Genomic DNA, 24,481 nt, shown 5'->3' with positions numbered 1-24,481 from the left:
CGCGCGTCCCCTACTCGCGCAGCGTGACCCGGAACATCTTCTTGACCTCGGCAACCGTGGTCAGCAGGGTGACGTTCCCGGTGGTGTCGACGTACACCCGGACCGTGACGTCGCCGCAGTCGGCGGTCGTCTCGTAGCCGGTGGTCGAGCCGGGCACCGCGACGACGATGCACGGCCCGAGCCGGCGACCGGTCTGCGCGACGGCGTCGGCGCTCTCGCGCCGGCCGGTCTCGGTGACGAAGTCGCTCCGCACGCTGACCTCGACGCGGTCGGCGAGCGGGTAGTAGCAGTACGTGGTGACGTCGGTCGAGTTGCGGGACGCGAAGGACTGCGCGCGCCCCTGGCCGTCGCCACAGCTCCAGAAGCCGCGCGGGACGCGCGACTGGAGCGAGCGCACGATGTTGTCGTAGGCGTCCTCGCGCACCTGCTGGGCGCCGGCGAGGGCGGCCGCGTCGGCGCCCGACTGGATCTTGCTGACCTCGCTGCTCACCTTGCCGGTCCGGAACACGATGCCGAGGGCGGCCGCGACGAGGACGAGCACGACGACGATGGCCACGGCCGTGACGGCCTGGCCCTCCTCACGACGACGGCGGCGCTCCTGCACCATGCCGGCCTCCCCTCGAACGGTGCGGGTGGTGTCGACCCCGGACGCGCGGATCGCCGGGGCGGGTCCTGAGACCCCGCCCCGGCGACCCGGTCACGTCACTTGGCGCCGGTGATGTTGTCCCAGGCGCTCTTGATCTTGGTGCCCACGTCGGCACCGGTCACGACGCCGTAGATGGCGGCGATGACGACACCGGCGACGAGGGCCATGCCCAGGTACTCCAGCGAGTTCTGGCCGGCCTCGCGGCGGTCCTTGAGGGTGGCGGCGAGGGTGGTGTAGCGAGCGGCGAGCTGGTGGGTCATGGCGTTCTCCTTGGTCCTGATCCCCGGTGTCCGAGGGCCTGCGGTCCTCGTTCTTGACACCCTGAACGCTACGGACGGACGAGGGACGGGCACAGGGTCCGCAGGCCCAGCACCGGGCCCAATCCGTCCCGGTCAGGGCCCGGGCCGGGTCCCCAGCCAGGCCACGATCGCCTCGGCCCGGGTGGTCACGGCCAGCCGCGGGAAGATCTGGTTGATGTGGTTCTTCACCGTCTTCTCGGAGAGGAACAGCTCGCGGGCGATCGCCCCGTTGGTCTTGCCGGCGGCGACGAGGTCCATGACCTCCGCCTGCCGCTCGGAGAGGTCGAACCGGGCCCGCCCGGTCGGTCCCGCGACCGGCGCCCGGCCACCGCGCAGGGCCGCCAGCGCGGGCCCCGACAGGCTGCCCGTCCCCTCCGCGGCGGCCCGCACCATCGCTCCCAGGCGGTCGGCGTCGAAGGTCCCGTGCACGAGGTAGCCCACGGCGCCCTCGTCCAGGGCGGCGAGGACGACGTCGCTCTCGTCGGAGAAGGTGAGCATGAGCACGTGCGAGACCTCGGAGATCTCGCGCACGACCGAGACCCCGTCGCGCACCGGCATCCGCACGTCGAGCAGGACGACGTCGGGTCGTGTCTCGCGGACCCGGGCCAGGGCCTCGACGCCGTCCCCCGCCTCGGCGACGATCTCGAGCTGGTCGTCGGTCTCGACGAGCGAGCGGATCCCCCGCCGCATCACCGCGCTGTCGTCGACGATGCACACCGTCCAGGCCATCAGGCCACCACCTCTCGTTGGTCCTTCTCGACGAGGCCTCGGCGGTTGACCTCGAAGGTCACCGTCGTCCCCTGCCCCGGTCGGGTCTCGTGGCGGAAGCTCCCGCCGACCCCCGCCATCCGTTCCGCCATGCCGACGACCCCGAAGTGCCCGCGCGCGGGAGAGGCGGCGACGAACGCCGGCTCGCTGCCGGCACCGTCGTCGCTGACGACGAGCATGAGCCGGTCGGCACCCGCGGCCTCGAGGACCACCCGGACGGTGCACCGGCCGGCGTGCTGCCGCACGTTGTCGAGGGCCTCCCGCAACCCCATGAGCAGCTCGTAGCGCACGTGCCCGTCCGTGACGTCGACCGGGGCCAGCCGGGTGACGCAGCGCCGGCCCGTCGAGGACCGCCACTCGTCGACGACCTGGGCCACGGTGTCGCTGAACGACAGCTCGGCGACCGGGGTCCGCAGCTCACCCATGAGCTCGCGCACCTGGGCGATGACGAGGGTGCAGTCCTGCTCGAGCTCGCGGGCCCGGGCCACCGCGACGTCGGTGTCGCGGTGCAGGTGGTGCGGGATGCTCGACGCGGTGAGGGCCATCGCCTGGAGCGACTTGGCGATGGTGTCGTGCATCTCGCGGGCGATCCGGCCGCGCTCCTGCGAGGTGGCCGCCGCCGACATCGCGTCACGCAGCGAGGCCTGCGCCCGGGCCTCGGCGTGCCCGGAGCGCCGGATGGCCAGGCCGAGCAGCCAGAGCGTGACGAACACCGCCGGCACGACGACCACGTAGGCGACGAGACCGGCGTCGTCGATCGGCCGGCCCGTGAGCAGCACCAGGTCGATGGCCACCGTGAAGAGCACGACGAGCAGTCCCGGCGCCACGGGCAGCCAGAGACCGACGAGCAGCGCAGAGGTCGCGAGCGCGAGGACGAAGGGGGTGTCGACCCCGACGAGCGCCACGACGACGGCGACGAGGACGACGTCGAGCAGGACGAGCAACGGGTGCCGCATCAGCAGCACCCGGACCCGCGGCGAGCTGAGCGCGAGGTAGGACACGCCCGCGGCCGCGACGACGCCGAGGGCCCCCAGGCCGTCGCCGCGCGCGACCCACGCGAGCTCGAGGAGGAACAGCAGCGCGAGGCGCACGAGGAGGGCCACCTGGGCGACCCGCAGCTGCAGCCGCGTCGGCGGCAGCACGCCCTCAGAGACCACCGAAGGACCCGAGGTCGAGGTCGGAGCCGATGTACAGGCCGACGATGAGGAGGATCATCGCGCCGGGGACCATGACGACGGTCGTCAGCAGGGTGACCCGGGGCGCGATGGCGGCGGCCTTCTGCCGGGAGCGCTGCGCCGAGGCGCGGCGCATGTCGGTGGCGATCTGGTTGAGCGTGTCGACGAGCGGCGCGCCGAGCTCCTCGGCCTGGAGGTAGGCGGTCGTGAACTCCTCGATCGACTCCGAGGTGTTGCGGTCCCGCATGGCCCGGAAGGCCGAGCGCACGCTCGCGCCGTTGGTGATCTGGTGCAGCGTCGTCATGACCTCCTCGGACAGGGGCCCTCCGAAGCGTTCGGACACGACGCCGAGGGCCTGGCGGAAGCCGATGCCGGCGCTGACGGTGACGGCGAGGACGTCGAGGAAGTCCGGCAGGTCGCGGTCGATGCGCTCGCGCCGTCTGCGTCCCATCGCCGACAGGCGCGCGAGCGGCATGACGACGATCGCCGCGAGCGCCATGAGGACAGGCAGGAGGCGTCCCTGCAGCACGAAGATGACGACCGCCGGGGAGACGATGAGCATCCAGAGGACACCGCGGGCGATGACGGAGTCGACGTCGATGCCCTCCGGGCGCCCGGCCTGGTCGACCTGCCGGCGCACGAGCGCGACGGCCGACGACGGCAGGAGCCGGCGGACCCGCGGGGCGAGGCGGTAGGCCACCGCCGACACCGGCCCCTGCGAGCGGGCCCGCTTCTGGGTCGCGCCCTGGAGGATGGCGATGTCCTCGACCGCGAGGTCGCTCGCCGGGTCGGTGCGCAGCATCCGGTAGCCCCGGAGGAAGAGGTAGGCGGCGACCGCGGCGACGACACCCGGGACCGCGCCGACGAGCCAGCTCATACGTCGAACCGCGTCATCTTCCGGATGGCGTAGAAGCCGGACCCGAAGATGGCGAACGCGAGGAGGAGGGCGACCTGGCCCAGTGGCTGACGGGTCATCTTGTCGACCGTGCCGGGCTGCATCGCGTTGAGCATGAGGAGCATGACGACGCCCAGGACGATGACGAAGTACGACGTCACGACCGGCTGCGCGAGCACCGTCCGGACCTCGCGCCGGGTCTCCTTGCGCTGGTCGAGGGTCTCGGCGATGTCGCGCAGGGCGGTGACGAGCGAGCCACCGCTGCGGGAGGCGACGACGAGGGTCGAGATGAGCACCGAGGTCTCGCGCGAGCCGACCCGGTCGCGCAGCTCCTCGAGCGCGCGCTGCAGCGGGGCCCCGAAGCGCAGCCGGGTGGCGACCCGCGAGAGCTCGGTGCGGGCCGGCTCGGCGAGCTCGTCGCCGGCGATGGCGATGGCGGTCGGGAGCGAGAGCCCGGCGTAGCTCGCGTTGGCGAGCACCCGGGCGAGCTCGGGCAGCTGGGCGACGAACGCCTCCCGGCGGCGCTCCTTCGCGCGGCGCAGGTACGCCCGCACGGCGAGGACGCCGAGCAGGCTGCCGACGACCCCGAGGAGCGGGGCGAGCAGCGTCCAGAGGGCGATGGAGCCGACGGCGCCGACGGCCAGCCCGGCGACGAACACGACCGACGGGCGGCGGTTGATGCCGGCGACGTCGAGCTCGCGCACGAGCCACCGTCCGGGCCGCGTGCGACGGAAGCGTGCGTCGAAGACGTCGAGCAGGCTGGGCGCGTCGTCGTCGAGGCCGCTCTCGGCGCCGCTGATGGCGACGTGCCGGTCGCGCGCCGCCCGGGTGAACTCCCGGGCCCCGAGCAGGGCGAGGAGCGCGGCGAGCACGGACCCGCCGAGGATGGCGAGGATCATGACGCACCCTCCATGAACGCGGGGAGCGCGACCCCGGCCTCGGCGAGCCGGCGGCGCAGCGCGTCGGGCACCGGGTGGGTGACGAAGCGACCGCGGGTGCGGGCGACGTCGTCGACGTGCATCGGGTCCCAGGTGACGAGCGGGACGAGGTCGAACTCCTCCTGCCGGCGCGAGGCGAGGAAGCAGGTCTCGACGACCCGGCGCGCCCCGTCGGAGTGCCGGTTGAGCTGGACGATGACGTCGATGGCGGAGTTGACCTGGTCGCGGATCGCGTGGAAGGGGACCTCCACGTCGCTCATCGACGCCAGCGTCTCGAGGCGGGCGAGCGCGTCACCGGGGGTGTTGGCGTGGACGGTCGTCAGCGACCCCTCGTGGCCGGTGTTCATCGCCTGGAGCATGTCGAGCGCCTCGCCGCCGCGGCACTCCCCGACGATGATGCGGTCGGGCCGCATGCGCAGCGAGTTGCGGACGAGGTCGCGGATGGTCACCTGGCCGCGGCCCTCGACGTTGGGCGGCCGGGTCTCGAGCCGGATCGTGTGCGGCTGGTCCAGGCTGAGCTCGGCGGCGTCCTCGATCGTGACGATCCGCTCCTTCGGGGAGATGAAGCTCGAGAGCGCGTTGAGGAGCGTCGTCTTGCCCGAGCCCGTGCCCCCCGAGACCACGACGTTGAGGCGTGCCTCGACGCAGGCCTGGAGGAGGGCGGCGAGCTCGGCGTTGAGGGAGCCCCACTCGATGAGCCGGGGCAGCGAGATCGCCGTCGGGAAGAGGCGGATGGTGACCGTGGGCCCGTTGAGGGCGAGCGGCGGCAGGACGACGTTGACGCGCGCGCCGCGCGGCATGCGGGTGTCGGCGGGCAGGCGGGCGTCGGCCATCGGGCTGGACTCGTCGACCCGGCGGTTGACCGTCGAGACGATGCGGTCGATCGTCTGGAGCAGCTGCTCCTCGCTCGTGAACCCGGCCGGCCACAGCTCGAGGCGGCCGCTGCGCTCGACGTAGATCGTCTCGTGGCCGTTGATCATGATCTCGCTGACCGTGGGGTCGGCGAGGATCGGCTCGAGGACACCGAGGCCGACGGCCTCGTCGACGACCCGGCGGACGAGCAGGTTGCGCTCGCTCGTCGAGAGGATGACCCCTTCACGTGAGACGAGGTGGGCGATGACGCGTTCGAGGCGCGCGCGGCGCTGGCTCGGCTCGAGCTTGCTCAGCTCGTGCAGGTCGACCTCCTCCAGCAGGAGGCGCCGGAAGGTGGTGATGAGCGAGTCGTCCTCGGTGCCGAGCCGGCCGAGGGTGGCGGAGTCCCCGATGAAGGAGCGGTAGGACCTGCTCACGGTCGCTCCGCCGGCATCTCGACCGTCCGGCTCACCGGGTCGAGCCCGATCGCCGAGAACGTGGGCACCTCGACCCGCACCGTGTAGCGGAAGCCGTCGCCGGAGCGGCCGCCGACGAGCGTGTGCCGCCGCAGCCCGTCGGGCAGCGCCCGGGCAGCCGCGCTGCCGGGGTCCTGGCCGAGGCTCGCGGCCCGGGCCGCGGCGCGCGCCGCCTCGTTGGCCGAGGTCGCGGCCCAGGCCCCCACGGCCAGCTGCCAGACCATGAACCCGACGAGCAGGACGAACGGGGCGAGCGCCACGAACTCCAGCGAGGCGGTGCCGCGCTCGCGCCGGCGGCTCATCGCTCGCTCACCACGGACCGGGTCGACGTGAGCTCCTGGGGGAAGTGCAGATTGGCGGGGCCGGAGGCGGGGATCTGCATGCGCACGGTCACCCGGTCGCCGTCGACGGAGACGGTGAGGTCGTCGAAGGCCCACGGCGACCGGTCGCGGGCGGCGGCCTGGGCACTGGCCTGGCTGCCGGTGACCGAGTACTCGCGGGCGGCGACGCGGGAGGCGTTCCCCGACATGACGAACGTCAGCCCGATCGTCACCACCTGCCACGCGGCGAGGGCGATGAAGAGGATGAGGGGCAGGAGCACCACGTTCTCGAGGGCCACCTGCCCGCCTTCCCGGCGCCGCCGGCCACCGACCTCGGCGACCTCGGCGACCTCGGGGGCGGGGTCCTCCGTGACCGGGGCGTCGTCGTCCACCCTCGCGTCGACCACGTCGGTCGGTGCGGGCCGGCCGCGCCCGCGCCCACGACGGCGGCCGCGTGCCGGCACCTCCGCGGCGTCGGTCGTCCCGGGCTCGGCGGTGCGGCGTGGCCGCCCCTTCCGGGGTCCCTTCTCGACCGGTCGGGCGTCCTCGAGGTCGAGCTCACGGCGCAGCTGGGTCATGAGACGCCACCAGGCGACCTCGGTCACCGCCCGCGGGTCGCGTTCGTTCATCGCGGGCTCGAGCGCGCGCGTCGACAGCGGCACCACCGCGTCGAGCACCTGCGCCGAGGTCAGCTGCGCCACCGCGCTCGCCGGGAAGATGCTCGTCCGGTCGACCTTGTTGACGATGATCCGCAGGGAGCTCTCGTCCGTGACACCGAGCGCCTCCCACGCGAGGATGCGCTTGCGCATGGCGCGGACCGCGAGGACGTCGGCCGTCGTCACGACGACCGTCTCGTCGGCGAGCTCGACGACGGACGCCTGCGCGGGTGACACCGACCCGCCGCCGTCGACGAGGACGAGGTCGAACTCGCGTCGCAGCAGCGCGAAGATCGGGCGGAGCGCCTCGGCGGTGATGAGCTCGGTCAGCCGCACGTCCGCCGGGCCGAGCAGGAGGTTGAGCCCGCACTCGTGCTGGACGACCGCGTCGTTGACGGTGCTGCCGGAGAGGTCCTGGTGGACCTTGGCGAGATCGGCGATGGAGACCGCCTGGCGCACGTCGAGGACCGCGCTGACGTCGCCCTTCTCGAGGTCGAGGTCGACGACGCAGACCCGGCGGTTCGGGTTGGCCGTCAGGTGGTCGAGCGCGAGGTGCGTCGCGAGCGTCGTCGTGCCGACGCCGCCCTTCGCGCCGACGACCGCGAGGACCTTGCCCCGCGCCGAGCTGGCCTGGGCGATGGCGCCGGCGAGGATGCGCTTCATCTGGCGCGACCAGTCGTTGGCCGAGGTCACCTTGGCCGAGAGGTCGTCGAAGGCGAAGGGGTGCGCGATGACCCCCCGCGCCCCGGCCTCCATCGCGCGGATGACCGTGGCCGAGGTGCGCTCGGCCGAGACCTCGAGCACGGCGACGCTCGGGTGGCGCGCGCCGAGGTCGCGGATGGTCTGGAGCACCGGGTCCGGCCCGAGCTGCTCGTGGAGGACGACGATGTCGGGGTCGAGCCGCGAGGCGAGGTCGAGGACCATGCTGCTGGACTGGGCCACGCCGATGACCTGGGCCTCGTCGAGCTCCTCGAGGAGCGAGCGGAGGTCGGACTCGATGGTCCCGTTCGACATGCCGATGAGGATCTTCATCACTTGGCCTCCTCGAGCACGGCCTTGCCACCGAGCTCGGACGCGTCGTACTCGTTCGGTTCGCCCTGCCGGTTGGTGCCGACGTCGTTCGGGAGGGCGACGAGACGGACCTCCGCGGCGAAGGCCGCCGCGTAGGAGACCGAGAGGGCCTGGTCGGGCTCGAGGGCCAGCGTCACCGGCAGCACCTTCTGCTCGGAGGTGCCGCCCGCGGCGCTCTGCTGGGTGACCGTCTGCTCACCGGCGATCGAGACGATGCGGACGTCACGGACGAGGATCCGGACGGACTTGGCGAGCCCGGGGACGTCGGCGAAGACGGCGTAGATGTCGACGCGGTCGCCGGGGCGGACGCGGCCGGCGACGCCGGTCACGGAGTCGACGTTGATGGCGACCTCGCGCTCGGTCGACGAGAGCGAGCTGCTCGGGATGAGCATGTCGGAGCTGACCGTGGTGCCCGGGTTGAGCCGGAAGCCGACCCGCCGTCCTTGGAGCTCGTCGAGCGAGAGGACCGACGACTGCGAGACCCACCGCTCCGGGACCTCGACCGCCTCGATGTTGTCCGGGCCGAGCGGCGTGTAGGCCTCGACCGCCTGCCGCGCCTGGTACACCGTGACGCGCGAGCCCACCTGCGAGTTGACGTTCGCCACGTACGCGGACACCGCGAGGAAGGTGCCGACCGCGACGACGAACGAGACGAGGACGAAGAGCAGCCCTCGTCGTTGACGGGGGTTCATGCGGAGGTCTCCTCGACGAGCCGGGGATGGACGTGGCAGAAGGGGCAGACGTCCGTGTGGAGGACGTCGCCGCAGACCGGGCAGGCACCGCGAGAGGGCCCCGCCTCGGCGAGCGAGTCGGCGACGACGATGAACTCGGCCCCGGGGTTGCCGTAGAGCGCCCGGGCGTCGGCGACGACCGGCGGGACGTGGATGACGTCGTCGGACCCGTACCAGGCCCGCAGCCGCTGGGACGCCGTCGACTCCGGCGGCGCGGCGATGACGAGCTGGCGGGTGGGCGGCCCGGCGTAGCCCTCGGCCGCGGCGCGGACGACCCCGGCGTCGGGGCCGAGGAGCGCGAGGAAGCGCGGGCCACCGGGCAGCAGGGACCGCAGGTGCTGGCCGAAGCTCGGGCTCGGCACGGACAGCCGCGTGACCCGCGAGAGCCACGCCCCGCTCGTCGTGCCGCCGAGCGTCCCGGCGAGGCGGGCGAGCCGCGTGCCGTCGTCCTGGTTCTCGATGTGCGCCGCCTCGAGCCCGATGACCGCGGCGCCGAGGAGGCTCGACCGCACGGCCAGCCGGGCGACCGGGAGATGCGGCAGGGCCCCCGAGACGACGTTGGTCACGAGGGCGGCGGCGTCGAGGTCGGCGGGGCGGTGCAGCACGACGAGCCGGGCGTCGCCGCCGAGGTCCTCACGCAGCCGGGCCGCCACCTCCGGCCCGCCGAGCCGCCCGGTGACGAGGGCGACCTCCGAGCCGAAACCCCACTCCTCGACGGCCGTCGAACGACGCGAAGGGTCGACGACACACACGGACAACGACATACGAGAGCTCCCCCAATTTCGCCCCGGCGTGGACCGCGGCCCTGTCCTCGTGCTGGAGTTTAGCCAGAACCGTCCCGCACCGACCTCGGAAGAGACCATGCTGAACACGACGAAGCGACCGGCCCGCCGCCGCCGGACCGACAGCCGCCGATCCCACACCGTCGCGCTGTTCCTGGGCACCGTGTGCGCCCTGCTGGGGCTCGGCGCGGTGGTCGTCGGCGTCATCGCCTGGTCGATGGACCGGCCGGAGCCGCGGCAGCTCCTGGCCGGCGAGACGGCCCTGGCCGGCCGCACGCCGTGGTTCGACGCGGGCACCACGCTGTTCGTGGCGCCGCTGCGCGACGGCAGCGTCCCCGGCCCGGCGGACCTGGGGTGCTCGCTCTTCACGACCGAGGGCACGCGGACGCTGCGCGTCGCGTCCGACACCGACGTCCTCGGGACCCGCGTGGTGGCGCAGACCTCGCTCGAGCCGAGCGTGCAGGTCGGGCCGACCACCGGGACCGACCGCATCATGTGCAGCGGGCCGCGGATGCAGGAGGCCGTCGTCTGGGCGCTGCCGACGAACGCGGGACCGTCGAGGTACCCGCTCTCGGTCGTCGTCGCGGGGGTCGCCCTGCTCGGCCTCGCCGCGCTCCTCGACCCCAGGGCCAGGGGGCTGCGCCGCGGGCTCGCGTGACGCCGGCCCACGCCCCTGGCGCGGCCGACCCGGGCCGGCCCCCCTGCGATCGCCATGCGCGCCACGCTAATCGGGCGACCGGGTCCCGCACCCGGGCCTTGGGGCCCAAAGCGGACCCATCACCGTGGGCCTGCGTGCCACCTCTCGCCCCGGGGGTCCCGGTGGCCAGCCCAGCCCCATCCGTCACCGGAGGGCGGTCGTCAGCCGACGGTGAGCACCGTGCCCGGTCGCACGCCCCACCGGGCCAAGGACCCGGCAGCGGCCTCGACCGTCGCCGAGGCCCGCAGCCGGGGTCGCGTCATGCCCGTCCAGGGGCGGAGGGTGGCGGTCCGCAGCACCCGGCCGCGGCGGTCGACCACCGCGACGTCGATGGCGTAGCGCATGCCGACCATGTGGACGCTGGGACAGCGGGTGATCCACAGCGCTCCCTCGACGCCCCTCGTGCCGAGGAGTCCGTGGCGCCGCTCGGCCGGGGTGTCCGCCACGGCCAGCGGTGCGACGTCCCGTCCGTCGGCCAGCAGCCGGTGGGGTCCCGGTCCGAACAGCGGGCGGTCCGCGCTCACGGCGCGGCCCCCACGAGGGCGGCGACACCGGGCGCGGCGAGCACCGCGACCGCAGCCCCGGCGAGGTGCGGGCCGAAGGCGAGGTGCGAGCCCCGCCCGGACCGCCGCACGAGGACCATCCAGCCCCCCTGCACGCCCGCCGCGACGAAGGCGAGCACGGTCGCGACGACGACGTGCGCCGCCGACAGGGGGCCGAGGACGAGGCCGAGCGGGACGGCGAGCTTGGCGTCCCCGAGACCCATGCCGCCACCGCTGCCGACCATCTCACCGATGACCACGTTGACGAGGTAGAAGCCGCCCAGGGCGACCCCGGCCACCGCGCCGGCCACGAGGGGGGAGGCCGTTCCCTCGACGACGGACACGGCGGTGATGCCGACGAGCGCCGTTGCGGCAGAAGGGAAGACCCACCGGTCGGGGAGCCTGCGGGTGTCGAGGTCGATCGCCGACAGCACGGCCAGCACCGGCACCGAGGCCGCGAGCAGCACACCGAGGGCGGGGCGGTGCGGCACGTGCCCGGCAGCCACCAACCCGGTGGCCAGCGGCGTGACCAGCAGCACCCACCGGGTGTCGCGCACGGGGAGGTCGGCCTCGTCGGGGTACCGGTAGCGGCGGGTCCTCAGGTAGCGGTGCGCGACGACGCCGGCCACGCCACCGGCGAGGGCCCCGAGGAGCCCGGCCGCGAGCGCGGCGGTCACGAGGCGCAGCCGGCCGGGCGCGGCCCCCAGCCGGTGCCGTCCCAGGACTCGGGGGCTGCCGACCGCATGACGCGGGCCACGCCCGCCGTCAGGGGGTCCGCGTTGGGGTCGTCGACCACGACCTGCCCGGCGGGCGCCTGCCGGGTCACGTACCCGGTCGCGGTGGCCGCCCCGACGAAGGCGGGACCGCTCTGCGAGAAGGGAGTCGGCGCCTGGCCGGCCGTCGCCCCCAGGTTGGTCGCCCCCACCGTGGAGGCGAGCATCGAGACGACCGGGGAGTCCGACCCGGTGACGTCGAGGTGGGTCACGTAGAGGGAGCCGGAGCGCGTGGTGGCACCGGTCGAGGTGATGTCGCGGTCGGTGACCGTGCGGACCGACGTGACCTCGCCGGTGGGGCCGCGGTCGACCTCGAGGAGCATCGGGACGAGGTCCGACGCCCGGGCGACGCCGGCCGTCGGCGTCTCGCTGACGCCGACGTACTCGGTGCTCGACCCGTCGGCGTACCGCAGCGTGCCGACCGCCTCGCCCCCGGCGTCGAGCGCGAGGGTCTGGTCATAGGCGTTGAGCGAGAGTCCCGCCTCGGGGCTGGTGTCGGTGTAGACGGCGGTGGGCGCGGGCAGCCCGTCGCGGGCCCCGACGAGACCGGTCACGGCGTCCGCCGCGCGGGACACGACGGACCCACCGTCGCCGACGAGCGAGTCGCTCCACGTCTCGGCCCGGTCCGCGGTGAGCAGCTCGGCGAGGGCGGCGGGCTCGGAGGCCGACCAGACCCGGGGGTCACCGCCGGTGAGGAACGGCTCCGCCCCTGCGGCGGCGCTCCCGAAGGTGCGTCCGACCCACGTCGTGTCGGCCGGACGGCTGCGGCCGGCGCCCGACATCCGGTACGTGCCGTCGCCCATGACCGACACCACGGGTCCGGCCGCGGGGTCGGCCCCGTCGACCGGCACGAGCCCGCGCACGGGCCCCGCCGCCCCGCTGGGCGCTCCGACGCAGCGCGCCCCCACCGGGGGCGCACCGGCGCCCGGGTCACCCCCGACCGACCGGCATCCCCCGCCGCCGGTGATGGAGCACAGGGCCGAGGCGGTGCCGTCCGTCACCCGTTGGCCGTTGACCGCGAACGCGATGGCGGCGACGACCGTGCCCACGACGAGGAAGATCCCCACGAACTCGAGCGACGTGACGCCGGCCTCGGAGCCCGGGCGGCGACGACGGTGGCTGCTCACCCCGCCATGGTCGCCGAGGGGCGGGACGCGGCGCGAGGGCCCGTGGGCCCAGCCGGTCCTCACCGCTGGACCTCGACCGTGCCCATGACCTCGGGGACCCGGGAGGCGCCGAAGCCGTCCTCGGGAGCGAAGCCCACGACGTTGACGATGCTCGTCCCCGGCCCCGCGAGGAACAGCTGCCAGACCTCGCGGCGCTGCTCGTCACCCCGCGAGTTCTCGGTCCACTGGACGAGGACCCCGGGGCGCGCGGGGTCCGCCCCCGGGACGGTCGAGCGCTGCGGGCGGAGGTCGTTCTCGCGCAGCCGCTGCTCGAGGCGGTAGCTCTGCTCGAGCAGGCTCGTCGTCGGCTCGGTCTCGACGACGACGGACACCGCCACCCGCGTGCTTCCCGCCGATGCCGGCTCGCTCCAGCGGGCGACCTCGCCGGACGACACCGTGCGCCGCCGCTCCTCCCACTGACCCGGCACGGCCATCGTCCACCCGCGCCCGGTGACCTCGCGGCTGCCGACCGGGCGGCTCGGGACCGGCGTCACCGTCGCCGACGGGGACGCGGTCGGCCGGATGTCCGAGCCGGCGAACGGCTCGTCCGACGAGCACCCCGACGACCCGACCACGAGGACGAGCGCGGCCGTGCCGGCAGCCGCCCCGCGGACCGCGCGCCCCCCCGTCGCCATGCGCCGAGGATAGCCACGGACCGTCGCCCCCGGGGCCGGTGCCCCGCGACCGGTCAGGACACCCGCCGCATGACCGACCGGTACCCGGTGGCCTCCTGGGTGAAGCGGTCGCCCGAGCAGGTGAAGGTCACCGACCCCGTCCCCGGCTTCAGGTCCTCGGTGCGCGGCTCGGTCCCCGCGCCGCCCACGGTGATGCTCCCGTCGGCCGAGCGCAGCGTGAACGCCATCGTGTCGCCGGAGGTCGTGACGCCGTAGACGACGGTGCCGGCGTACGTCACCTCGGCCTCGCCCCCGTCCGTGACGGCCCTCGCGGGGCGGGTCCCGTAGGTCACCGTCTCGACCCCGTCGCGGGTGATGTCGAGCGTCCGGTCCACCCCCGAGATCGTCAGCCGACCCTGCTCGGTCTCGGCGCTCTCGGAGTGCTCGGTGGTCTGCCACCGCCCGACGAGGCAGGGGTCCAGACCACCTCCGGCCTCCGCCTCCCCACCGGGAGCGGAGCCGGCGGTCGCGTCCTGCGAGGTCGTCGCCGGTGCCCGGTCCGAGATCACCACCCCCACCACCACCCCGGCGACGAAGACCAGTGCCGCCACCACCACGGCGCCGAGGGTCGACGCGACGACCACCCAGGTGCGCGGGCCTCGTCGGGCCTGCGACTGCTCCATCCCGGTCCTCTTCGCTCGGCGGCTGTCGGCGGCCACGCTCGCACACCCGCGGCTCCGGCGGCAGGGCCCAGGGGCCCGGAGCCGCACGGGTCCGGGCCTCTCGGTCCCCCGCAGCACGGTCTGGGAGACTGGTCGCCATGTTCTCCCGCAAGGCGTCCGTCGTCGTCACCGTCCTCCTCGTCGCCCTCGTGACGATCGGGCTGGTGGCCTCCGCCCTGCCGACCTTCGCGAGCAGCGCGAGCGCGCTCCCGATGCACGCGCAGCTGCTGAAGACCTCCCCCGAGGACGGCGCGAGCGTGGAGACCGCGGACGCGGTGACGATGACCTTCAGCGAGGACGTCAACGAGGAGTTCCTCCAGGTCAAGGTCGAGGGCCCCGGTGGTGACGAGGCCGACGGCGCCCCGACGGTCGACGGCTCGACGGTGACCCAGGCCCTGCCCGCCGACCTCCCCGCCGGCGAGCACGAGGTCACCTACAGGGTCGTGAGCGTCGACGGCCACCCGGTCTCGGGCTCGCTCACCTTCACGACGACGCAGGAGGCCGCCTCCGCCGCACCGACGCCGAGCACGTCGCCGACGGGGTCCGCGTCGTCGAGCGCCACGCCGACCGGCACCGCCAGCCCCTCCCCGAGCGCCACGGACGTCGCGGCCGGCGAGACCTCGTCCGGTGGCACCGGGTGGATCCTGCCGGTCGGCCTCGTCGTGCTCCTCCTGCTCCTCGTCGGCGGGGGCGTGCTGCTCGCCCGGGGTGGTCGCGGAAGGGCGGACGGCCCCTCCGACCCGGTCGCCTGAGGTCGATTTCGCTCCGACGCACGGGGGCTGCTAATGTCTCCGACGCGCGCCATTAGCTCAATTGGCAGAGCAGCTGACTCTTAATCAGCGGGTTCGGGGTTCGAGTCCCTGATGGCGCACCACGCACGACGACGAAGGCCCCCCGGGTCACCGGGGGGCCTTCGTCGTGCGGCGACCGGTCGGCGCTCGACCACCGCGGTCACAGGTAGAGGCCGGGGCCGCCCTCCGCCGTCGGCTCGGCGGGCTCGGCCGCGACGGCGTGCAGGTCCCGCTCGCGCAGGAGCACGTACTCCGCCGCGCCGAGCTCGACCTCCGCGCGGTCCTCGGGGTCGAACAGCACCCGGTCGCCGAGCTCGACGTGACGGACGCCCGGGCCGGTCGCGACGACCGCTCCCCACGACAGCCGCTTGCCGACGTTCGCGGTCGCCGGGATGACGATGCCCCCACCGGAGCGCCGCTCCCCCGCCTCGCCCTCGAGGCTCACGAGCACCCGGTCGTGGAGCATCCGGATGGGCAGCCGCGACCGGCCGCCGGACGCAGCGGACACGTCAGCGCTTGCGGAGCTGCCGCCAGGCGACGAGACCGCCGACGACGGCGACGACCGCGACGACGGCCGCGAGGCGCTCGACCCGCAGCTCCCCCTCGGGGGTGGTGGCGACGTCGGCGAAGCGGGCTCGGGCGGCCTCCTTCTGACGTTGGAAGATCGCCTTGGGGGTCGCGCGGCCGACGAGCTCGTCGACGGTGTGGGCGAGGCGCTCGCGGCGGGCGACGACCTCGGCCTCGAGCTGGCTGATCGACGGGGTCTGGCTCATCGGGTCGCTCCCTCGAGCCCCAGGTCGCGTCGCAGCTTGGCGACGTGTCCCGTGGCCTTGACGTTGTACCAGGCGTGGGTGACGGTGCCCTCCTCGTCGAGGACGACCGTGCTGCGGATGACGCCCTGCACGACCTTGCCGTAGAGCTTCTTCTCGCCGAAGGCGCCCCAGGCGGTCATGACGGCCTTGTCGGCGTCCGACAGGAGGGTGAGGGTCAGGGCGTCCCGCTCGCGGAAGCGCGCGAGCTTGGCCGGTGCGTCGGGCGAGATGCCGAGCACGGTGTAGCCGTCGGCGGCGAGGGAGTCGAGGGACTCGCTGAAGTCGCAGGCCTGCTTCGTGCAGCCGGGGGTCATGGCCGCCGGGTAGAAGTAGACGATGACCTTGCGGCCGCGCAGGTCGCTCAGGGTCACGTCCTTCCCCGTGTCGTCGGGAAGGGTGAAGTCGGGGGCGGCGTCGCCGGCCTCGAGCCTCGCGCTCATGTCCTGCACTCCTGCGGGTGGGGGAACGGGTCCGTTGCGGCCAACCTACCGCGCCGTAGCGCTCCGCCGTCGAGGAGAGCCGCGTGGACCACCCGCCACCGCCCACCGCGCCGGGTCGACGCGGTGGGCGGGAGCGGGGTCGGGGTCAGCGCGTCGGGGCGAAGGCCGCCGCCGCGAGGCCGGGCACCGCGAACCCGCCGCCGAAGACCGCGTCGACCTCGGCGGACTCCTGGGCGTTGGGGTACGGGTTCGTGCACGAGGGGCCGGGGCCACCGCCGGACATCAGCTCGCTGCACGGGCCGGAGTAGTTGTCCGGCAGGCCGAGGATGTGCCCGGTCTCGTGCGCGGTGACGCGCAGGCTGTCGTAGGTCTGGTTCTGCGCGTAGTCGAGGAAGACGGAGCCGCTGCCCGGGCCGTAGACCTGCGCGTAGGAGCCGCGCGGGTCGTTGCCCTCGCGGTAGACGAGGTCGGCGCCGCTCGAGGTCGGCTGCAGCGTCACGTTGCCCACCGAGGAGTTCCAGATCTGCGCGGACTGCGAGATCTCGGTCCGGAACGACGGGGCACCGCTCGTCGAGTAGTAGACGACCGTGGCCGCGACGCGGTCGCTGATGCCCTTGCGCTCGTCGTTCTCGCGCCGCTCGAGGGCCCGGTCGACGATGGCCTGCAGGCGGGCGTTCTGTGCGTCGTCGGCGGGGCTCGGGGTGTATCCGGAGGTGCCGCCGGTCGAGGGCGCCGGCGCGGGCCGGGTGTCGGCCGCGGCGACGGGGCCGAGGGCCAGGGCCGCGGTCGCGGCCAGGACGCCGATGACGGTGGTGCGGTGCTTCACGGTGTGCTCCTGAGGGGTCGGCTGCACCGGGGGTGGCCGGTGCTCTGACAGGGCCCGCGAGGGGCCCGACCTCCACCGTCATCACGGGTCGGGCTCTGTCGCAACGCGACCGGACCAACCTGACCGACTCTTTGAGGTCCCGTAGGGGGGCCTTGACCCGACCCGGGCGTGTCTCCGGGGCGGTCTTGACCCCCGGTTGGGACGAGGAGCGTGGTGCGCGAGGCGGGACTCGAACCCGCACACCCGAAGGCACCAGAACCTAAATCTGGCGCGTCTGCCAGTTCCGCCACTCGCGCGCGGGCACCACTGTATCGGCGCCCCCGACCGCCGTCGGGGCGCCCTGCCGCTGCCGGGATCAGGCGGGGCCGTCGGCGGCCAGCAGGCCGCGCAGGACCGGCTCGAGCGCCCGGAAGGCGTTGCCGCGGTGCGAGATCGCGTTCTTCTCGACGTCGGTGTACTCGGCGAGCGTCCGGGTGTCACCGGTCGGCACGAAGACCGGGTCGTACCCGAAGCCGTTCGTGCCGCGTGGCGCCCGGACGATGGCGCCCTCGACGCGTCCCTCGACACCCTCGACCCGGCCGTCGGGCATCGCGACGACGGCCGCGCACACGAAGGCGGCCGACCGGTGCTCGTCGGGCACGTCGGCCACCTGCTCGAGCAGCAGCGACAGGTTGGCGCGGTCGACCTCCGCGCGCGCCGCCCCCTCGCCCGCGTGCGTGCCGGACCAGCGGGCCGAGAACACACCGGGCGAGCCGCCGAGGACGTCGACCGCGAGGCCCGAGTCGTCGGCGACCGACGTCAGGCCGGTGGCCTCGGCGAGCGCGACGGCCTTGAGGCGCGCGTTGCCGAGGAAGGTCACCTCGGTCTCGGGGACGTCGGGGCCGTCGACCTCCGCGGCCGAGACGATCTCGAGGTCGAGCTCGTCGACGAGCCCGGCGAGGATCTGCCGCAGCTCGTGGACCTTGTGCTCGTTGCGGGTGGCGAGGACGACGCGGCGGGTCACAGCACGCGCTCGCGGGCCGGGGCGTCGAGCGCCGCGGACTGGGCCCGGGTCAGCTCGGCGCACCCGGTCGTCGCGAGGTCGAGGAGGCGGCCGAGCAGCTCGCGGTCGAAGGGCACCCCCTCGGCGGTGCCCTGCACCTCGACGAAGCGGCCGTCGCCGGTCATCACGACGTTCATGTCGGTCTCGGCGGTGGAGTCCTCGGGGTAGTCCAGGTCCAGCACCGGCTCGCCCTTGACGACGCCGACGCTCACGGCGGCGATCGACCCGGTGAGCGGCTCGGCGCCGGCGGCGATGAGCCCCTTGGCGCGCGCGTCGGCGACGGCGTCGGCGAGCGCGACGTAGGCGCCCGTGATCGCGGCGGTGCGCGTGCCGCCGTCGGCCTGGAGGACGTCGCAGTCGAGGACGATGGTGTTCTCGCCGAGCGCGGCGGTGTCGATGACCGCGCGCAGGCTGCGGCCGACGAGCCGGCTGATCTCGTGGGTGCGGCCGCCGACCTTGCCGCGGCGCGACTCGCGGTCGCTGCGGGTGTTGGTCGAGCGCGGGAGCATCTCGTACTCGGCGGTGACCCAGCCGGTGCCCTTGCCCTTGAGCCAGCGCGGGACGCCCTCGGTGAAGGAGGCGGCGCACAGCACGCGGGTGCGGCCGAACTCGACGAGGACGCTCCCCTCGGCGTGGTCGAGCCAGTTGCGGGTGATGCGCACCGTGCGCAGCTGGTCGGCGGTCCGTCCGTCGTGTCGCGTCATGCGCTCAGGCTATCGGCGGGTCCGGACCTCGCCGCGGCCCGGCCCCGGGCCGGACGACGTCACGGCCTCAGGAGTCGGCGTGCTCCGGCGGCCAGACGACGCGGAAGCGCTCGAAGCACACCTCGAGGTCGTCGGAGAACTCGATGCCGATGCGCTCGCACGACCGGCGGAAGAACCGGCGGTGCCCGTCGAGCCAGGTCTCCAGCGACCGGTCGTACTCCCCCTCGTCCCACGCGAACCGCTCGTCGACGCTCGACAGCGGGCCGACCCGCAGCTCGGTGGTGCGCAGGACCACCGACGGGGCGCCGCTGCCGTCGCAGACGACCCAGTGGTCCCCGACCCGCGGCAGGCGCTCGCCCGCGTGGGCGTACTCGGCGACGAGACCGGCCGTCGCGCGCTTGGTCCCGCCGGTGACGAAGGCGAGCAGCTCGTCGGCGAGCCCCGGTGAGTCACCGAACCACGACACGTCGACGTCGTCCTGCGGGGGCAGCCCCGGCACGCTGGCGCGGTACTGCTCGAGCATCCGGTGGGCGGCGGCACGGTCGAGGACGACCGCCGGCGGCACGTCCGTGCCGACCTCGAGCACGTCGCCCGCCCGCGCGACCTCGACGGGCCCGCCCCACACCGCCTCGGCCTGCGCGCGGCAGACGTCCCGGTCGTTCCACGCCGGGACGTGGGTGAGGACGAGCCGGCGCACCCCACCGGCCCGCAGCGCCGCGGCGGCCGCGCGCGACCCGGACAGGTGGATGCCGCGGGCGTCGTCGCGCCCGTCGACGAAGGCGGAGTCGAGCAGCGCGAGGTCGGCGCCGGCGAGCAGCCGGTCCAGGCCCGGGCAGTCGTCGGTGTCGCCGCTGAACGCGAGCACCGCACCGTCGGCCTCGACCCGGTAGCCGTAGGCCTCGACCGGGTGCTCGACGGCCGTCGGGGTGACCCGGAACGGGCCGACCTCGAACGCCTCACCGTCGCGCACCGGCGCGACCGCGAACTCGCCGTCCATCCCGCCCGGCTCGAGCCCGTGGTACATCATCGCCAGGCGCTCGCCGGTGGCCGCGGGCCCGTGGACCGGCAGCCGGGCGGGCAGGGGACCCTCGGGGCGGTAGCGCCGGACGACGTAGAGGCCGAGCAGGTCGGCGCAGTGGTCCGGGTGGAGGTGGCTGACGAGGACGGCGTCGAGCGACGTCGGGTCGGCGTGGCGCTGGAGCGGCCCGAGCGCGCCGCTGCCGAGGTCGAGCAGGATGCGCCACGTGCGCCCCTCGTGCTCGGCCTCGACGAGGTAGCAGGAGGCCGCGGACTCGGGGCCGGGGAACGAGCCGGAGCACCCGATGACGGTGAGCCTCACGCGAACACCGCCCGGCGGACCAGGGGCGGCGACGGGAAGACCGGCTCGACGCTCGACCCGACGCCAAGGAAGCGCACCGCCAGCCGGCGGAACTCCTCGGGGTCACCCGTCGTCGTGAAGCCGTGGCTCGGCGGCGGCAGGTCGTCCGGGCGCAGGAGGCCGCGGTCGGCGAGAACGCGGTAGACGTCCTTGGCGGTCTCCTCGGCGGAGGACACGAGCGTCACGTCATCCCCCATGACGTAGGAGATGACGCCGGTCAGCAGCGGGTAGTGCGTGCAGCCAAGGACGACCGTGTCGACGCCCTCCTCGCGCAGCGGGTCGAGGTACTCGTGCGCGACACCGACGAGCTCGGGACCGCCGGTGACGCCGGCCTCGACGAACTCGACGAAGCGCGGGCACGGCGTGCTCGTGACCCGCAGGTGGGGCGCCGCGGCGAACGCGTCGAGGTAGGCGCCCGACTGGTGCGTGCCGAGGGTCGAGATGACGGCGACGCGGCCGCTGCGGGTGCCGGCGGCGGCGCGGCGCACCGCGGGCCGGATGACCTCGACGACCGGCACGTCGTACCGCTCGCGGGCGTCGTGGAGGACCGCGGCCGACGCGGTGTTGCACGCGATGACGAGGACCTTGACGCCGTGGTCGACGAGCCGGTCGAGGCACTGGAGGGCGTACTCGCGCGTCTCGGCGATGGGGCGCGGACCGTACGGCGCGCGGGCGGTGTCGCCGAAGTACGCCACCGACTCGTGGGGCAGCTGGTCGAGGATCGCCCGCATGACGGTCAGGCCGCCGTAGCCGGAGTCGAACACCCCGATCGGTGAGTCGGTCACCCGACCCAGCGTAGGTGGCGACGCCGACGCGGTCTCCCCCGGCGGGCGGTCGGGCGCGTCACACCGTCGAGGCCCGCGTCGCCTGGCAGACGCTGTGGAGCACCGGGCTCAGCGGCGCAGCAGCGCCTCGGCGAGGGTCTCCTGGAGCCACGTGAGGAAGTCGTAGAGCGCGAGCGCGTGCAGCAGCGGGTCGTCCTCGTCGAGCGAGGTCGCCATCTGCTCCATCACCTCGAGGTCCTCGTCGGTGCGCAGCCCGAGGCGCTCACCGAGGACGAGCCGGACGTCGGTCAGCGCGGTGAGGAACGCGCGGGCCTGCGGGGCGTCGAGCTCGACCCGGTCGGTGCCGCGCAGCAGCTCGGCGGAGGCCGCGAGCGCGCTCGCCTTGCGGTGGCGCAGGCCGCCCTCGGTGAGCCGGCGGAACTCGGCGGCGGCCTCGGGGTCCTCGCGGTTCGCCGCGGGCAGCAGGCGGTCGAGGGCGGGGTCGCGCGGGCCCTCGTCGACGGTGGAAGAGGCGGGCTCGGCGCCGAGGTCGAGGCCGGCGACGAGGTCGTCGAAGGCGGCGTCCCCGGTGTCCGGCGGCGCCGGCGGCTCGAGGAGGTCGTGCACCTGGTCCATGACGGTCGCGACGACGTCGCGCTCCCCCACGCCGAGGGTCGCCACGTAGCGCCGGTCCGCGCCGCGACCGGTGCGGCGGAACGCCTTCGCCATCAGCTGTCCTTCTGGAAGGTGGCCCACAGCCCGTAGCCGTGGAGGGCCTCGGTGTCGGCCTCCATCGCCTCGCGGGTGCCGTTGGCGACGACCGCGCGGCCCTCGGTGTGGACGAGCATCATCAGCTTCTCGGCCTTGGCCCGGCCGTACCCGAAGTGCTCCTGGAGCACGTAGGTGACGTACGACATGAGGTTGACCGGGTCGTTCCAGACGATGGTCACCCAGGGGACGTCGGCCGCGAGGTCCTCCGCCGGGCGGACGACCTCCTCGGTGACGGGTGACAGCGACACGGCCCCAAGGATAGGGACCGCCGCGCGGTCAGCCGCGACCGCGGTCCCAGGACCCCGCGTAGACCCCGTCGTCGACGGCGAGGCCGCCCTCGCCGAGGTCGAGCGGGCGGAAGGTGTCGACCATGACGGCGAGCTCGTCGAAGTACTCCGCGCCGATGGACGCCTCGGAGGCGCCGGGCTGCGGGCCGTGGGCGTGGCCGCCGGGGTGCACCGACACCGAGCCCTTGCCGATGCCCGATCCCTTGCGCGCCTCGTAGTCGCCGTCGACGTAGAACATGATCTCGTCGCTGTCGACGTTCGAGTGGTAGTACGGCACGGGGATGGCGAGCGGGTGGTAGTCGACCTTGCGCGGCACGAAGTTGCAGATGACGAAGTTCCAGCCCTCGAACACCTGGTGCACGGGCGGTGGCTGGTGGACGCGGCCGGTGATGGGCTCGTAGTCGCGGATGTTGAACGCGTACGGGTAGAGGCAGCCGTCCCAGCCGACGACGTCGAGCGGGTGGAAGGGCAGCTCGTGCACCGTGCCGACGATGCCGCCCGGGCCGGTGCCGCGGTGCTTGATGTAGACCTCGGCGGGGTCGGTGGCCTTCGCGCCCACGTCCTCGGCGAGCAGCGGGCCCTGCGGGCCGCGCAGGTCGCGCTCGCAGTACGGGGCGTGCTCGAGGAGCTGGCCGTAGCGGCTGAGGTAGCGCTTCGGCGGGGCGATGTGGCTGTTGGCCTCGATGCAGTACAGCCGCAGCGGGTTCTTCGTCGAGCGCTTGGGCAGCCACCGGTGCGTGGTCGCCCGCGGGATGACGAGGTAGTCACCCTCGGCGACGTCGAACGCCCCGAAGACCGTCTCGACGCGGCCCGACCCGCGCTCGACGTAGACGCACTCGTCACCGACGCCGTTGCGGTACCAGGGGCTGTCGGCCCCGGCGACGACGTACGAGATGCGCACGTCGCCGTTGCCGAGCACGAGGCGCCGTCCGGTGACCGCGTCGGTCTCCTTGACGTCCTTCGGGGCGAAGAGGTCGTGCAGGCGCAGGTGGCGCGGGGTCAGCGGGTGGTTGGGCGTCGTCGACTGGTCGGGCAGGTCCCAGACGCGGGCGCCCGACACCGTCGAGGGGATGTTGCGGTGGTAGAGCAGGCTCGAGTCCGAGCTGAAGCCCTCCTCCCCCATGAGCTCCTCGTAGTACAGCTCACCCTTCCGGCCGCGCCCGGCCGGGCGGCGGTGCTGCGTGTGCCGCTTCGGGGGGATGCTGCCCATCGCCTGGTAGTGCGCCACGGTTGTCGTCCACCTCACTGTGGTTCGGGTCGCTGTGGTTCGGGGCCGGTCCGGCCTGCTCCGCCCACCCTAGGGCCCGTCACCGGCCACCGGCACGTCTGCCCGGTCGGTGCGGGGCACAGTGGCCACATCTGCCCAGCGCTCAGCGGGAGGGCCCGGACACGTTGTGCAGTCCGTCGGCGGTCTCCTCCCGCCGTAGTCGAAGCACGACGCGGACGACGACCAGGTGGACGACGACGCCGCAGGCGGTGCCGACGGTGTTCGCCACGACGTCGGTGGGCGTGCAGTCGTGCCCTCCCTGCAGTGCTTGGGCGAGCTCGATGAGCACGGAGAGCGCAGCTCCCCCGGCGACCACCCACCACGCCGATCCCACGAGACGGTGGACGAAGACACCCAGCGGGACGAACAGCAGCACGTTGGCGAGCCCCTGGGTCGAGACCAGGTCACGCCCGATCGACGTCAGGGGCGTCGTGCTCCAGCACACGTCGAGGGAGCGGACTGGGGCCGGCGGCCCGACCGGGGCCTGCGTGAGGGCGACGACGACGCCGACCGCGGCGACCGTCCCGGTCCACGCGACGACGTCCCGCCCGGCACGGCGCGCGAGCAGACCCGCCGCCACCGAGGCGACCAGGGCGAGGAGCAGCAGGGCCTGGATCGCCTCCTGGCGAAGGACGATGCGCAGGAGGGTCACCCCAGGATGCTGGCGCGCTCCGGTCGGCGAGGGCCGCACCCGGTCCGGCGCGTCGGGCGGGGCGTCGGTGGCGGCCCTCATGATGGGGCGATGACCTGGCTCGTCCCGCTGCTCTCCTTCGCCGGCGCCCTCGTCGGCGCGGCCGGCGCGGCGTGGGTCGCGCTGCGCGGGCAGCGCCAGGACGCCCGCGGCGAGTGGCGCCAGCGGCTCGACCAGGCCATCGCGCTGGTCACGGCCGAGACCGAGGCCGAGCAGCAGATCGGCGACGAGCTGCTCGCCGACCTCATCGAGTCCGACCTCGGCAGCGACGAGGACCGCGAGCTCGCCCGCCGGATCGCGCGCATCCGGCTCGGCCAGCAGATCGACGAGGGAACCACCGGGTCCGAGGAGGTGGACCTCGCCCTCCCGGCGAGGGATGATGGGGGCACCGAGCAGGAGGAGGCGTGATGACCGCGACGACCGGCCCGAGCAACATGGCCCGGCTGCCGTCCTCGACGGTGCGGCTCGCCCGTGCGCTCGTCAAGGACGCCCGCCGCCGCGGCACCCGCGAGGACACGCGCGTCGAGGACGCCGCCCGCACCCCGCTGCCCGAGGACACCGGCCGCTGAGCGCCGCCACGGCACC

Annotated in this window: 32 protein-coding genes and 2 tRNA genes; 5 read left to right on the top strand and 29 right to left on the bottom strand. The window is 74.3% G+C overall.

Annotated features, from left to right (window positions below):
• Positions 1-10 precede the first annotated feature (10 nt).
• The 11 genes from J3473_RS08750 to J3473_RS08700 form a co-directional block, all read right to left on the bottom strand.
• Entirely contained in the window at positions 11-607 is a 597-nt protein-coding gene (locus tag J3473_RS08750; RefSeq protein ID WP_030527495.1) for a pilus assembly protein TadG-related protein, read from the bottom strand.
• 95 nt (positions 608-702) lie between these two features.
• Positions 703-906: a hypothetical protein gene (locus J3473_RS08745; protein ID WP_030527496.1), complete on the bottom strand. Its 204-nt coding sequence runs from the start codon at positions 904-906 to the stop codon at positions 703-705.
• 132 nt (positions 907-1,038) lie between these two features.
• Positions 1,039-1,674 carry a response regulator transcription factor gene (locus J3473_RS08740; RefSeq protein ID WP_207022761.1) on the bottom strand — a complete coding sequence of 212 codons (636 nt, stop codon included), beginning with the start codon at positions 1,672-1,674 and terminating at the stop codon, positions 1,039-1,041.
• On the bottom strand, positions 1,674-2,870 hold the full coding sequence (locus J3473_RS08735; protein ID WP_207022760.1) for a sensor histidine kinase: 1,197 nt from the start codon (positions 2,868-2,870) through the stop codon (positions 1,674-1,676). Before J3473_RS08735 ends, J3473_RS08740 begins: the two co-directional genes overlap by 1 nt.
• Entirely contained in the window at positions 2,860-3,765 is a 906-nt protein-coding gene (locus J3473_RS08730) for a type II secretion system F family protein (protein WP_030527499.1), read from the bottom strand. Before J3473_RS08730 ends, J3473_RS08735 begins: the two co-directional genes overlap by 11 nt.
• Positions 3,762-4,682 carry a type II secretion system F family protein gene (locus tag J3473_RS08725; RefSeq protein ID WP_207022759.1) on the bottom strand — a complete coding sequence of 307 codons (921 nt, stop codon included), beginning with the start codon at positions 4,680-4,682 and terminating at the stop codon, positions 3,762-3,764. The genes J3473_RS08730 and J3473_RS08725 overlap by 4 nt, the downstream gene beginning before the upstream one ends.
• Positions 4,679-6,010, bottom strand: coding sequence for a CpaF family protein (locus J3473_RS08720; RefSeq protein ID WP_211250980.1), 1,332 nt, complete (start codon positions 6,008-6,010; stop codon positions 4,679-4,681). The genes J3473_RS08725 and J3473_RS08720 overlap by 4 nt, the downstream gene beginning before the upstream one ends.
• On the bottom strand, positions 6,007-6,351 hold the full coding sequence (locus J3473_RS08715; protein WP_030527502.1) for a TadE/TadG family type IV pilus assembly protein: 345 nt from the start codon (positions 6,349-6,351) through the stop codon (positions 6,007-6,009). The genes J3473_RS08720 and J3473_RS08715 overlap by 4 nt, the downstream gene beginning before the upstream one ends.
• Positions 6,348-8,057 (bottom strand): response regulator, encoded by a 1,710-nt coding sequence (locus J3473_RS08710; protein ID WP_207022758.1) that lies wholly within the window; start codon positions 8,055-8,057, stop codon positions 6,348-6,350. Before J3473_RS08710 ends, J3473_RS08715 begins: the two co-directional genes overlap by 4 nt.
• Positions 8,057-8,788 (bottom strand): Flp pilus assembly protein CpaB, encoded by a 732-nt coding sequence (cpaB, locus tag J3473_RS08705; RefSeq protein ID WP_030527504.1) that lies wholly within the window; start codon positions 8,786-8,788, stop codon positions 8,057-8,059. Before cpaB ends, J3473_RS08710 begins: the two co-directional genes overlap by 1 nt.
• Positions 8,785-9,591, bottom strand: coding sequence for a hypothetical protein (locus J3473_RS08700; protein ID WP_207022757.1), 807 nt, complete (start codon positions 9,589-9,591; stop codon positions 8,785-8,787). The genes cpaB and J3473_RS08700 overlap by 4 nt, the downstream gene beginning before the upstream one ends.
• A gap of 97 nt (positions 9,592-9,688) precedes the next feature.
• Between J3473_RS08700 and J3473_RS08695 the strand changes: the two genes are divergently transcribed.
• Positions 9,689-10,267 carry a hypothetical protein gene (locus J3473_RS08695; protein ID WP_207022756.1) on the top strand — a complete coding sequence of 193 codons (579 nt, stop codon included), beginning with the start codon at positions 9,689-9,691 and terminating at the stop codon, positions 10,265-10,267.
• 200 nt (positions 10,268-10,467) lie between these two features.
• On the opposite strand, the gene J3473_RS08690 is transcribed toward J3473_RS08695, so the two are convergent.
• From J3473_RS08690 to J3473_RS08670, 5 genes are read right to left on the bottom strand one after another with little or no spacing between them, the layout of a single operon-like run.
• Positions 10,468-10,830 carry a DUF192 domain-containing protein gene (locus J3473_RS08690; RefSeq protein ID WP_084696647.1) on the bottom strand — a complete coding sequence of 121 codons (363 nt, stop codon included), beginning with the start codon at positions 10,828-10,830 and terminating at the stop codon, positions 10,468-10,470.
• Positions 10,827-11,525: an A24 family peptidase gene (locus J3473_RS08685; RefSeq protein ID WP_207022755.1), complete on the bottom strand. Its 699-nt coding sequence runs from the start codon at positions 11,523-11,525 to the stop codon at positions 10,827-10,829. Before J3473_RS08685 ends, J3473_RS08690 begins: the two co-directional genes overlap by 4 nt.
• Positions 11,522-12,748: a hypothetical protein gene (locus J3473_RS08680; RefSeq protein WP_030527508.1), complete on the bottom strand. Its 1,227-nt coding sequence runs from the start codon at positions 12,746-12,748 to the stop codon at positions 11,522-11,524. The genes J3473_RS08685 and J3473_RS08680 overlap by 4 nt, the downstream gene beginning before the upstream one ends.
• Before the next feature lie 59 nt (positions 12,749-12,807).
• Positions 12,808-13,422: a hypothetical protein gene (locus J3473_RS08675; RefSeq protein WP_207022754.1), complete on the bottom strand. Its 615-nt coding sequence runs from the start codon at positions 13,420-13,422 to the stop codon at positions 12,808-12,810.
• Between the two features lie 53 nt (positions 13,423-13,475).
• A complete protein-coding gene (locus tag J3473_RS08670; protein WP_207022753.1) occupies positions 13,476-14,084 on the bottom strand; it encodes a hypothetical protein in 609 nt (202 codons plus the stop codon).
• 137 nt (positions 14,085-14,221) lie between these two features.
• Here J3473_RS08670 and J3473_RS08665 point away from each other — a divergent pair, with 137 nt between their 5' ends.
• Entirely contained in the window at positions 14,222-14,875 is a 654-nt protein-coding gene (locus J3473_RS08665; protein ID WP_207022752.1) for a copper resistance CopC family protein, read from the top strand.
• A 46-nt stretch (positions 14,876-14,921) separates the two neighbouring features.
• Positions 14,922-14,997: transfer RNA gene (locus tag J3473_RS08660), tRNA-Lys, on the top strand.
• A 77-nt stretch (positions 14,998-15,074) separates the two neighbouring features.
• Here the strand turns inward: J3473_RS08660 and J3473_RS08655 are convergent.
• The 13 genes from J3473_RS08655 to J3473_RS08595 all read right to left on the bottom strand — a co-directional run bounded on the left by J3473_RS08655 (position 15,075) and on the right by J3473_RS08595 (position 23,857).
• Positions 15,075-15,380 carry a co-chaperone GroES gene (locus J3473_RS08655; RefSeq protein WP_051750375.1) on the bottom strand — a complete coding sequence of 102 codons (306 nt, stop codon included), beginning with the start codon at positions 15,378-15,380 and terminating at the stop codon, positions 15,075-15,077.
• A 43-nt stretch (positions 15,381-15,423) separates the two neighbouring features.
• A complete protein-coding gene (locus J3473_RS08650) occupies positions 15,424-15,687 on the bottom strand; it encodes a DUF3618 domain-containing protein (RefSeq protein WP_030527513.1) in 264 nt (87 codons plus the stop codon).
• Positions 15,684-16,166: a thioredoxin-dependent thiol peroxidase gene (bcp, locus tag J3473_RS08645; RefSeq protein WP_030527514.1), complete on the bottom strand. Its 483-nt coding sequence runs from the start codon at positions 16,164-16,166 to the stop codon at positions 15,684-15,686. Before bcp ends, J3473_RS08650 begins: the two co-directional genes overlap by 4 nt.
• A 145-nt stretch (positions 16,167-16,311) precedes the next feature.
• Positions 16,312-16,992 carry a snapalysin family zinc-dependent metalloprotease gene (locus J3473_RS08640; RefSeq protein WP_207022751.1) on the bottom strand — a complete coding sequence of 227 codons (681 nt, stop codon included), beginning with the start codon at positions 16,990-16,992 and terminating at the stop codon, positions 16,312-16,314.
• Between the two features lie 211 nt (positions 16,993-17,203).
• Positions 17,204-17,288: transfer RNA gene (locus J3473_RS08635), tRNA-Leu, on the bottom strand.
• Between the two features lie 59 nt (positions 17,289-17,347).
• Positions 17,348-17,995, bottom strand: coding sequence for an RdgB/HAM1 family non-canonical purine NTP pyrophosphatase (gene rdgB, locus J3473_RS08630; RefSeq protein ID WP_207022750.1), 648 nt, complete (start codon positions 17,993-17,995; stop codon positions 17,348-17,350).
• Entirely contained in the window at positions 17,992-18,738 is a 747-nt protein-coding gene (rph, locus tag J3473_RS08625) for a ribonuclease PH (RefSeq protein WP_030527517.1), read from the bottom strand. The genes rdgB and rph overlap by 4 nt, the downstream gene beginning before the upstream one ends.
• A 67-nt stretch (positions 18,739-18,805) precedes the next feature.
• Positions 18,806-20,077 carry an MBL fold metallo-hydrolase gene (locus J3473_RS19735; RefSeq protein WP_207022749.1) on the bottom strand — a complete coding sequence of 424 codons (1,272 nt, stop codon included), beginning with the start codon at positions 20,075-20,077 and terminating at the stop codon, positions 18,806-18,808.
• A complete protein-coding gene (gene murI, locus J3473_RS08615; protein ID WP_030527519.1) occupies positions 20,074-20,901 on the bottom strand; it encodes a glutamate racemase in 828 nt (275 codons plus the stop codon). The genes J3473_RS19735 and murI overlap by 4 nt, the downstream gene beginning before the upstream one ends.
• 108 nt (positions 20,902-21,009) lie before the next feature.
• A complete protein-coding gene (locus J3473_RS08610; protein WP_207022748.1) occupies positions 21,010-21,609 on the bottom strand; it encodes a DUF2017 domain-containing protein in 600 nt (199 codons plus the stop codon).
• Complete coding sequence (gene clpS, locus J3473_RS08605) at positions 21,609-21,899, bottom strand: ATP-dependent Clp protease adapter ClpS (RefSeq protein ID WP_030527521.1); 291 nt, start codon at positions 21,897-21,899, stop codon at positions 21,609-21,611. Before clpS ends, J3473_RS08610 begins: the two co-directional genes overlap by 1 nt.
• Positions 21,900-21,927: 28 nt before the next feature.
• Entirely contained in the window at positions 21,928-23,166 is a 1,239-nt protein-coding gene (locus tag J3473_RS08600) for a homogentisate 1,2-dioxygenase (RefSeq protein WP_207022747.1), read from the bottom strand.
• Positions 23,167-23,308: 142 nt separating this feature from the next.
• Entirely contained in the window at positions 23,309-23,857 is a 549-nt protein-coding gene (locus J3473_RS08595; RefSeq protein ID WP_207022746.1) for a VanZ family protein, read from the bottom strand.
• Positions 23,858-23,947: 90 nt separating this feature from the next.
• Between J3473_RS08595 and J3473_RS08590 the strand changes: the two genes are divergently transcribed.
• Both J3473_RS08590 and J3473_RS08585 read left to right on the top strand, forming a co-directional pair.
• Positions 23,948-24,304 (top strand): hypothetical protein, encoded by a 357-nt coding sequence (locus J3473_RS08590; RefSeq protein ID WP_207022745.1) that lies wholly within the window; start codon positions 23,948-23,950, stop codon positions 24,302-24,304.
• On the top strand, positions 24,304-24,465 hold the full coding sequence (locus J3473_RS08585; RefSeq protein ID WP_157577414.1) for a hypothetical protein: 162 nt from the start codon (positions 24,304-24,306) through the stop codon (positions 24,463-24,465). The genes J3473_RS08590 and J3473_RS08585 overlap by 1 nt, the downstream gene beginning before the upstream one ends.
• The last annotated feature ends 16 nt before the right edge of the window (positions 24,466-24,481 follow it).

The sequence above is a fragment of the Phycicoccus sp. DTK01 genome (assembly GCF_017312765.1).
GTDB classification, from domain to species: Bacteria; Actinomycetota; Actinomycetes; order Actinomycetales; family Dermatophilaceae; genus Phycicoccus; species Phycicoccus jejuensis.
Note: the sequence above shows the minus strand (reverse complement) of the source record. Positions and strands in the feature narration are given on the sequence as shown.

Bases quoted from the DNA above. Each gene is read 5' to 3' on its own strand.
- J3473_RS08750 (WP_030527495.1), bottom strand. From the start codon at position 607: ATGGTGCAGGAGCGCCGCCGTCGTCGTGAGGAGGGCCAGGCCGTCACG.
- J3473_RS08745 (WP_030527496.1), bottom strand. From the start codon at position 906: ATGACCCACCAGCTCGCCGCTCGCTACACCACCCTCGCCGCCACCCTC.
- J3473_RS08740 (WP_207022761.1), bottom strand. From the start codon at position 1,674: ATGGCCTGGACGGTGTGCATCGTCGACGACAGCGCGGTGATGCGGCGG.
- J3473_RS08730 (WP_030527499.1), bottom strand. From the start codon at position 3,765: ATGAGCTGGCTCGTCGGCGCGGTCCCGGGTGTCGTCGCCGCGGTCGCC.
- J3473_RS08725 (WP_207022759.1), bottom strand. From the start codon at position 4,682: ATGATCCTCGCCATCCTCGGCGGGTCCGTGCTCGCCGCGCTCCTCGCC.
- J3473_RS08715 (WP_030527502.1), bottom strand. From the start codon at position 6,351: ATGAGCCGCCGGCGCGAGCGCGGCACCGCCTCGCTGGAGTTCGTGGCG.
- J3473_RS08710 (WP_207022758.1), bottom strand. From the start codon at position 8,057: ATGAAGATCCTCATCGGCATGTCGAACGGGACCATCGAGTCCGACCTC.
- cpaB (WP_030527504.1), bottom strand. From the start codon at position 8,788: ATGAACCCCCGTCAACGACGAGGGCTGCTCTTCGTCCTCGTCTCGTTC.
- J3473_RS08700 (WP_207022757.1), bottom strand. From the start codon at position 9,591: ATGTCGTTGTCCGTGTGTGTCGTCGACCCTTCGCGTCGTTCGACGGCC.
- J3473_RS08695 (WP_207022756.1), top strand. From the start codon at position 9,689: ATGCTGAACACGACGAAGCGACCGGCCCGCCGCCGCCGGACCGACAGC.
- J3473_RS08675 (WP_207022754.1), bottom strand. From the start codon at position 13,422: ATGGCGACGGGGGGGCGCGCGGTCCGCGGGGCGGCTGCCGGCACGGCC.
- J3473_RS08670 (WP_207022753.1), bottom strand. From the start codon at position 14,084: ATGGAGCAGTCGCAGGCCCGACGAGGCCCGCGCACCTGGGTGGTCGTC.
- J3473_RS08665 (WP_207022752.1), top strand. From the start codon at position 14,222: ATGTTCTCCCGCAAGGCGTCCGTCGTCGTCACCGTCCTCCTCGTCGCC.
- J3473_RS08655 (WP_051750375.1), bottom strand. From the start codon at position 15,380: ATGCTCCACGACCGGGTGCTCGTGAGCCTCGAGGGCGAGGCGGGGGAG.
- J3473_RS08650 (WP_030527513.1), bottom strand. From the start codon at position 15,687: ATGAGCCAGACCCCGTCGATCAGCCAGCTCGAGGCCGAGGTCGTCGCC.
- bcp (WP_030527514.1), bottom strand. From the start codon at position 16,166: ATGAGCGCGAGGCTCGAGGCCGGCGACGCCGCCCCCGACTTCACCCTT.
- rph (WP_030527517.1), bottom strand. From the start codon at position 18,738: ATGACGCGACACGACGGACGGACCGCCGACCAGCTGCGCACGGTGCGC.
- J3473_RS08610 (WP_207022748.1), bottom strand. From the start codon at position 21,609: ATGGCGAAGGCGTTCCGCCGCACCGGTCGCGGCGCGGACCGGCGCTAC.
- J3473_RS08590 (WP_207022745.1), top strand. From the start codon at position 23,948: ATGACCTGGCTCGTCCCGCTGCTCTCCTTCGCCGGCGCCCTCGTCGGC.
- J3473_RS08585 (WP_157577414.1), top strand. From the start codon at position 24,304: ATGACCGCGACGACCGGCCCGAGCAACATGGCCCGGCTGCCGTCCTCG.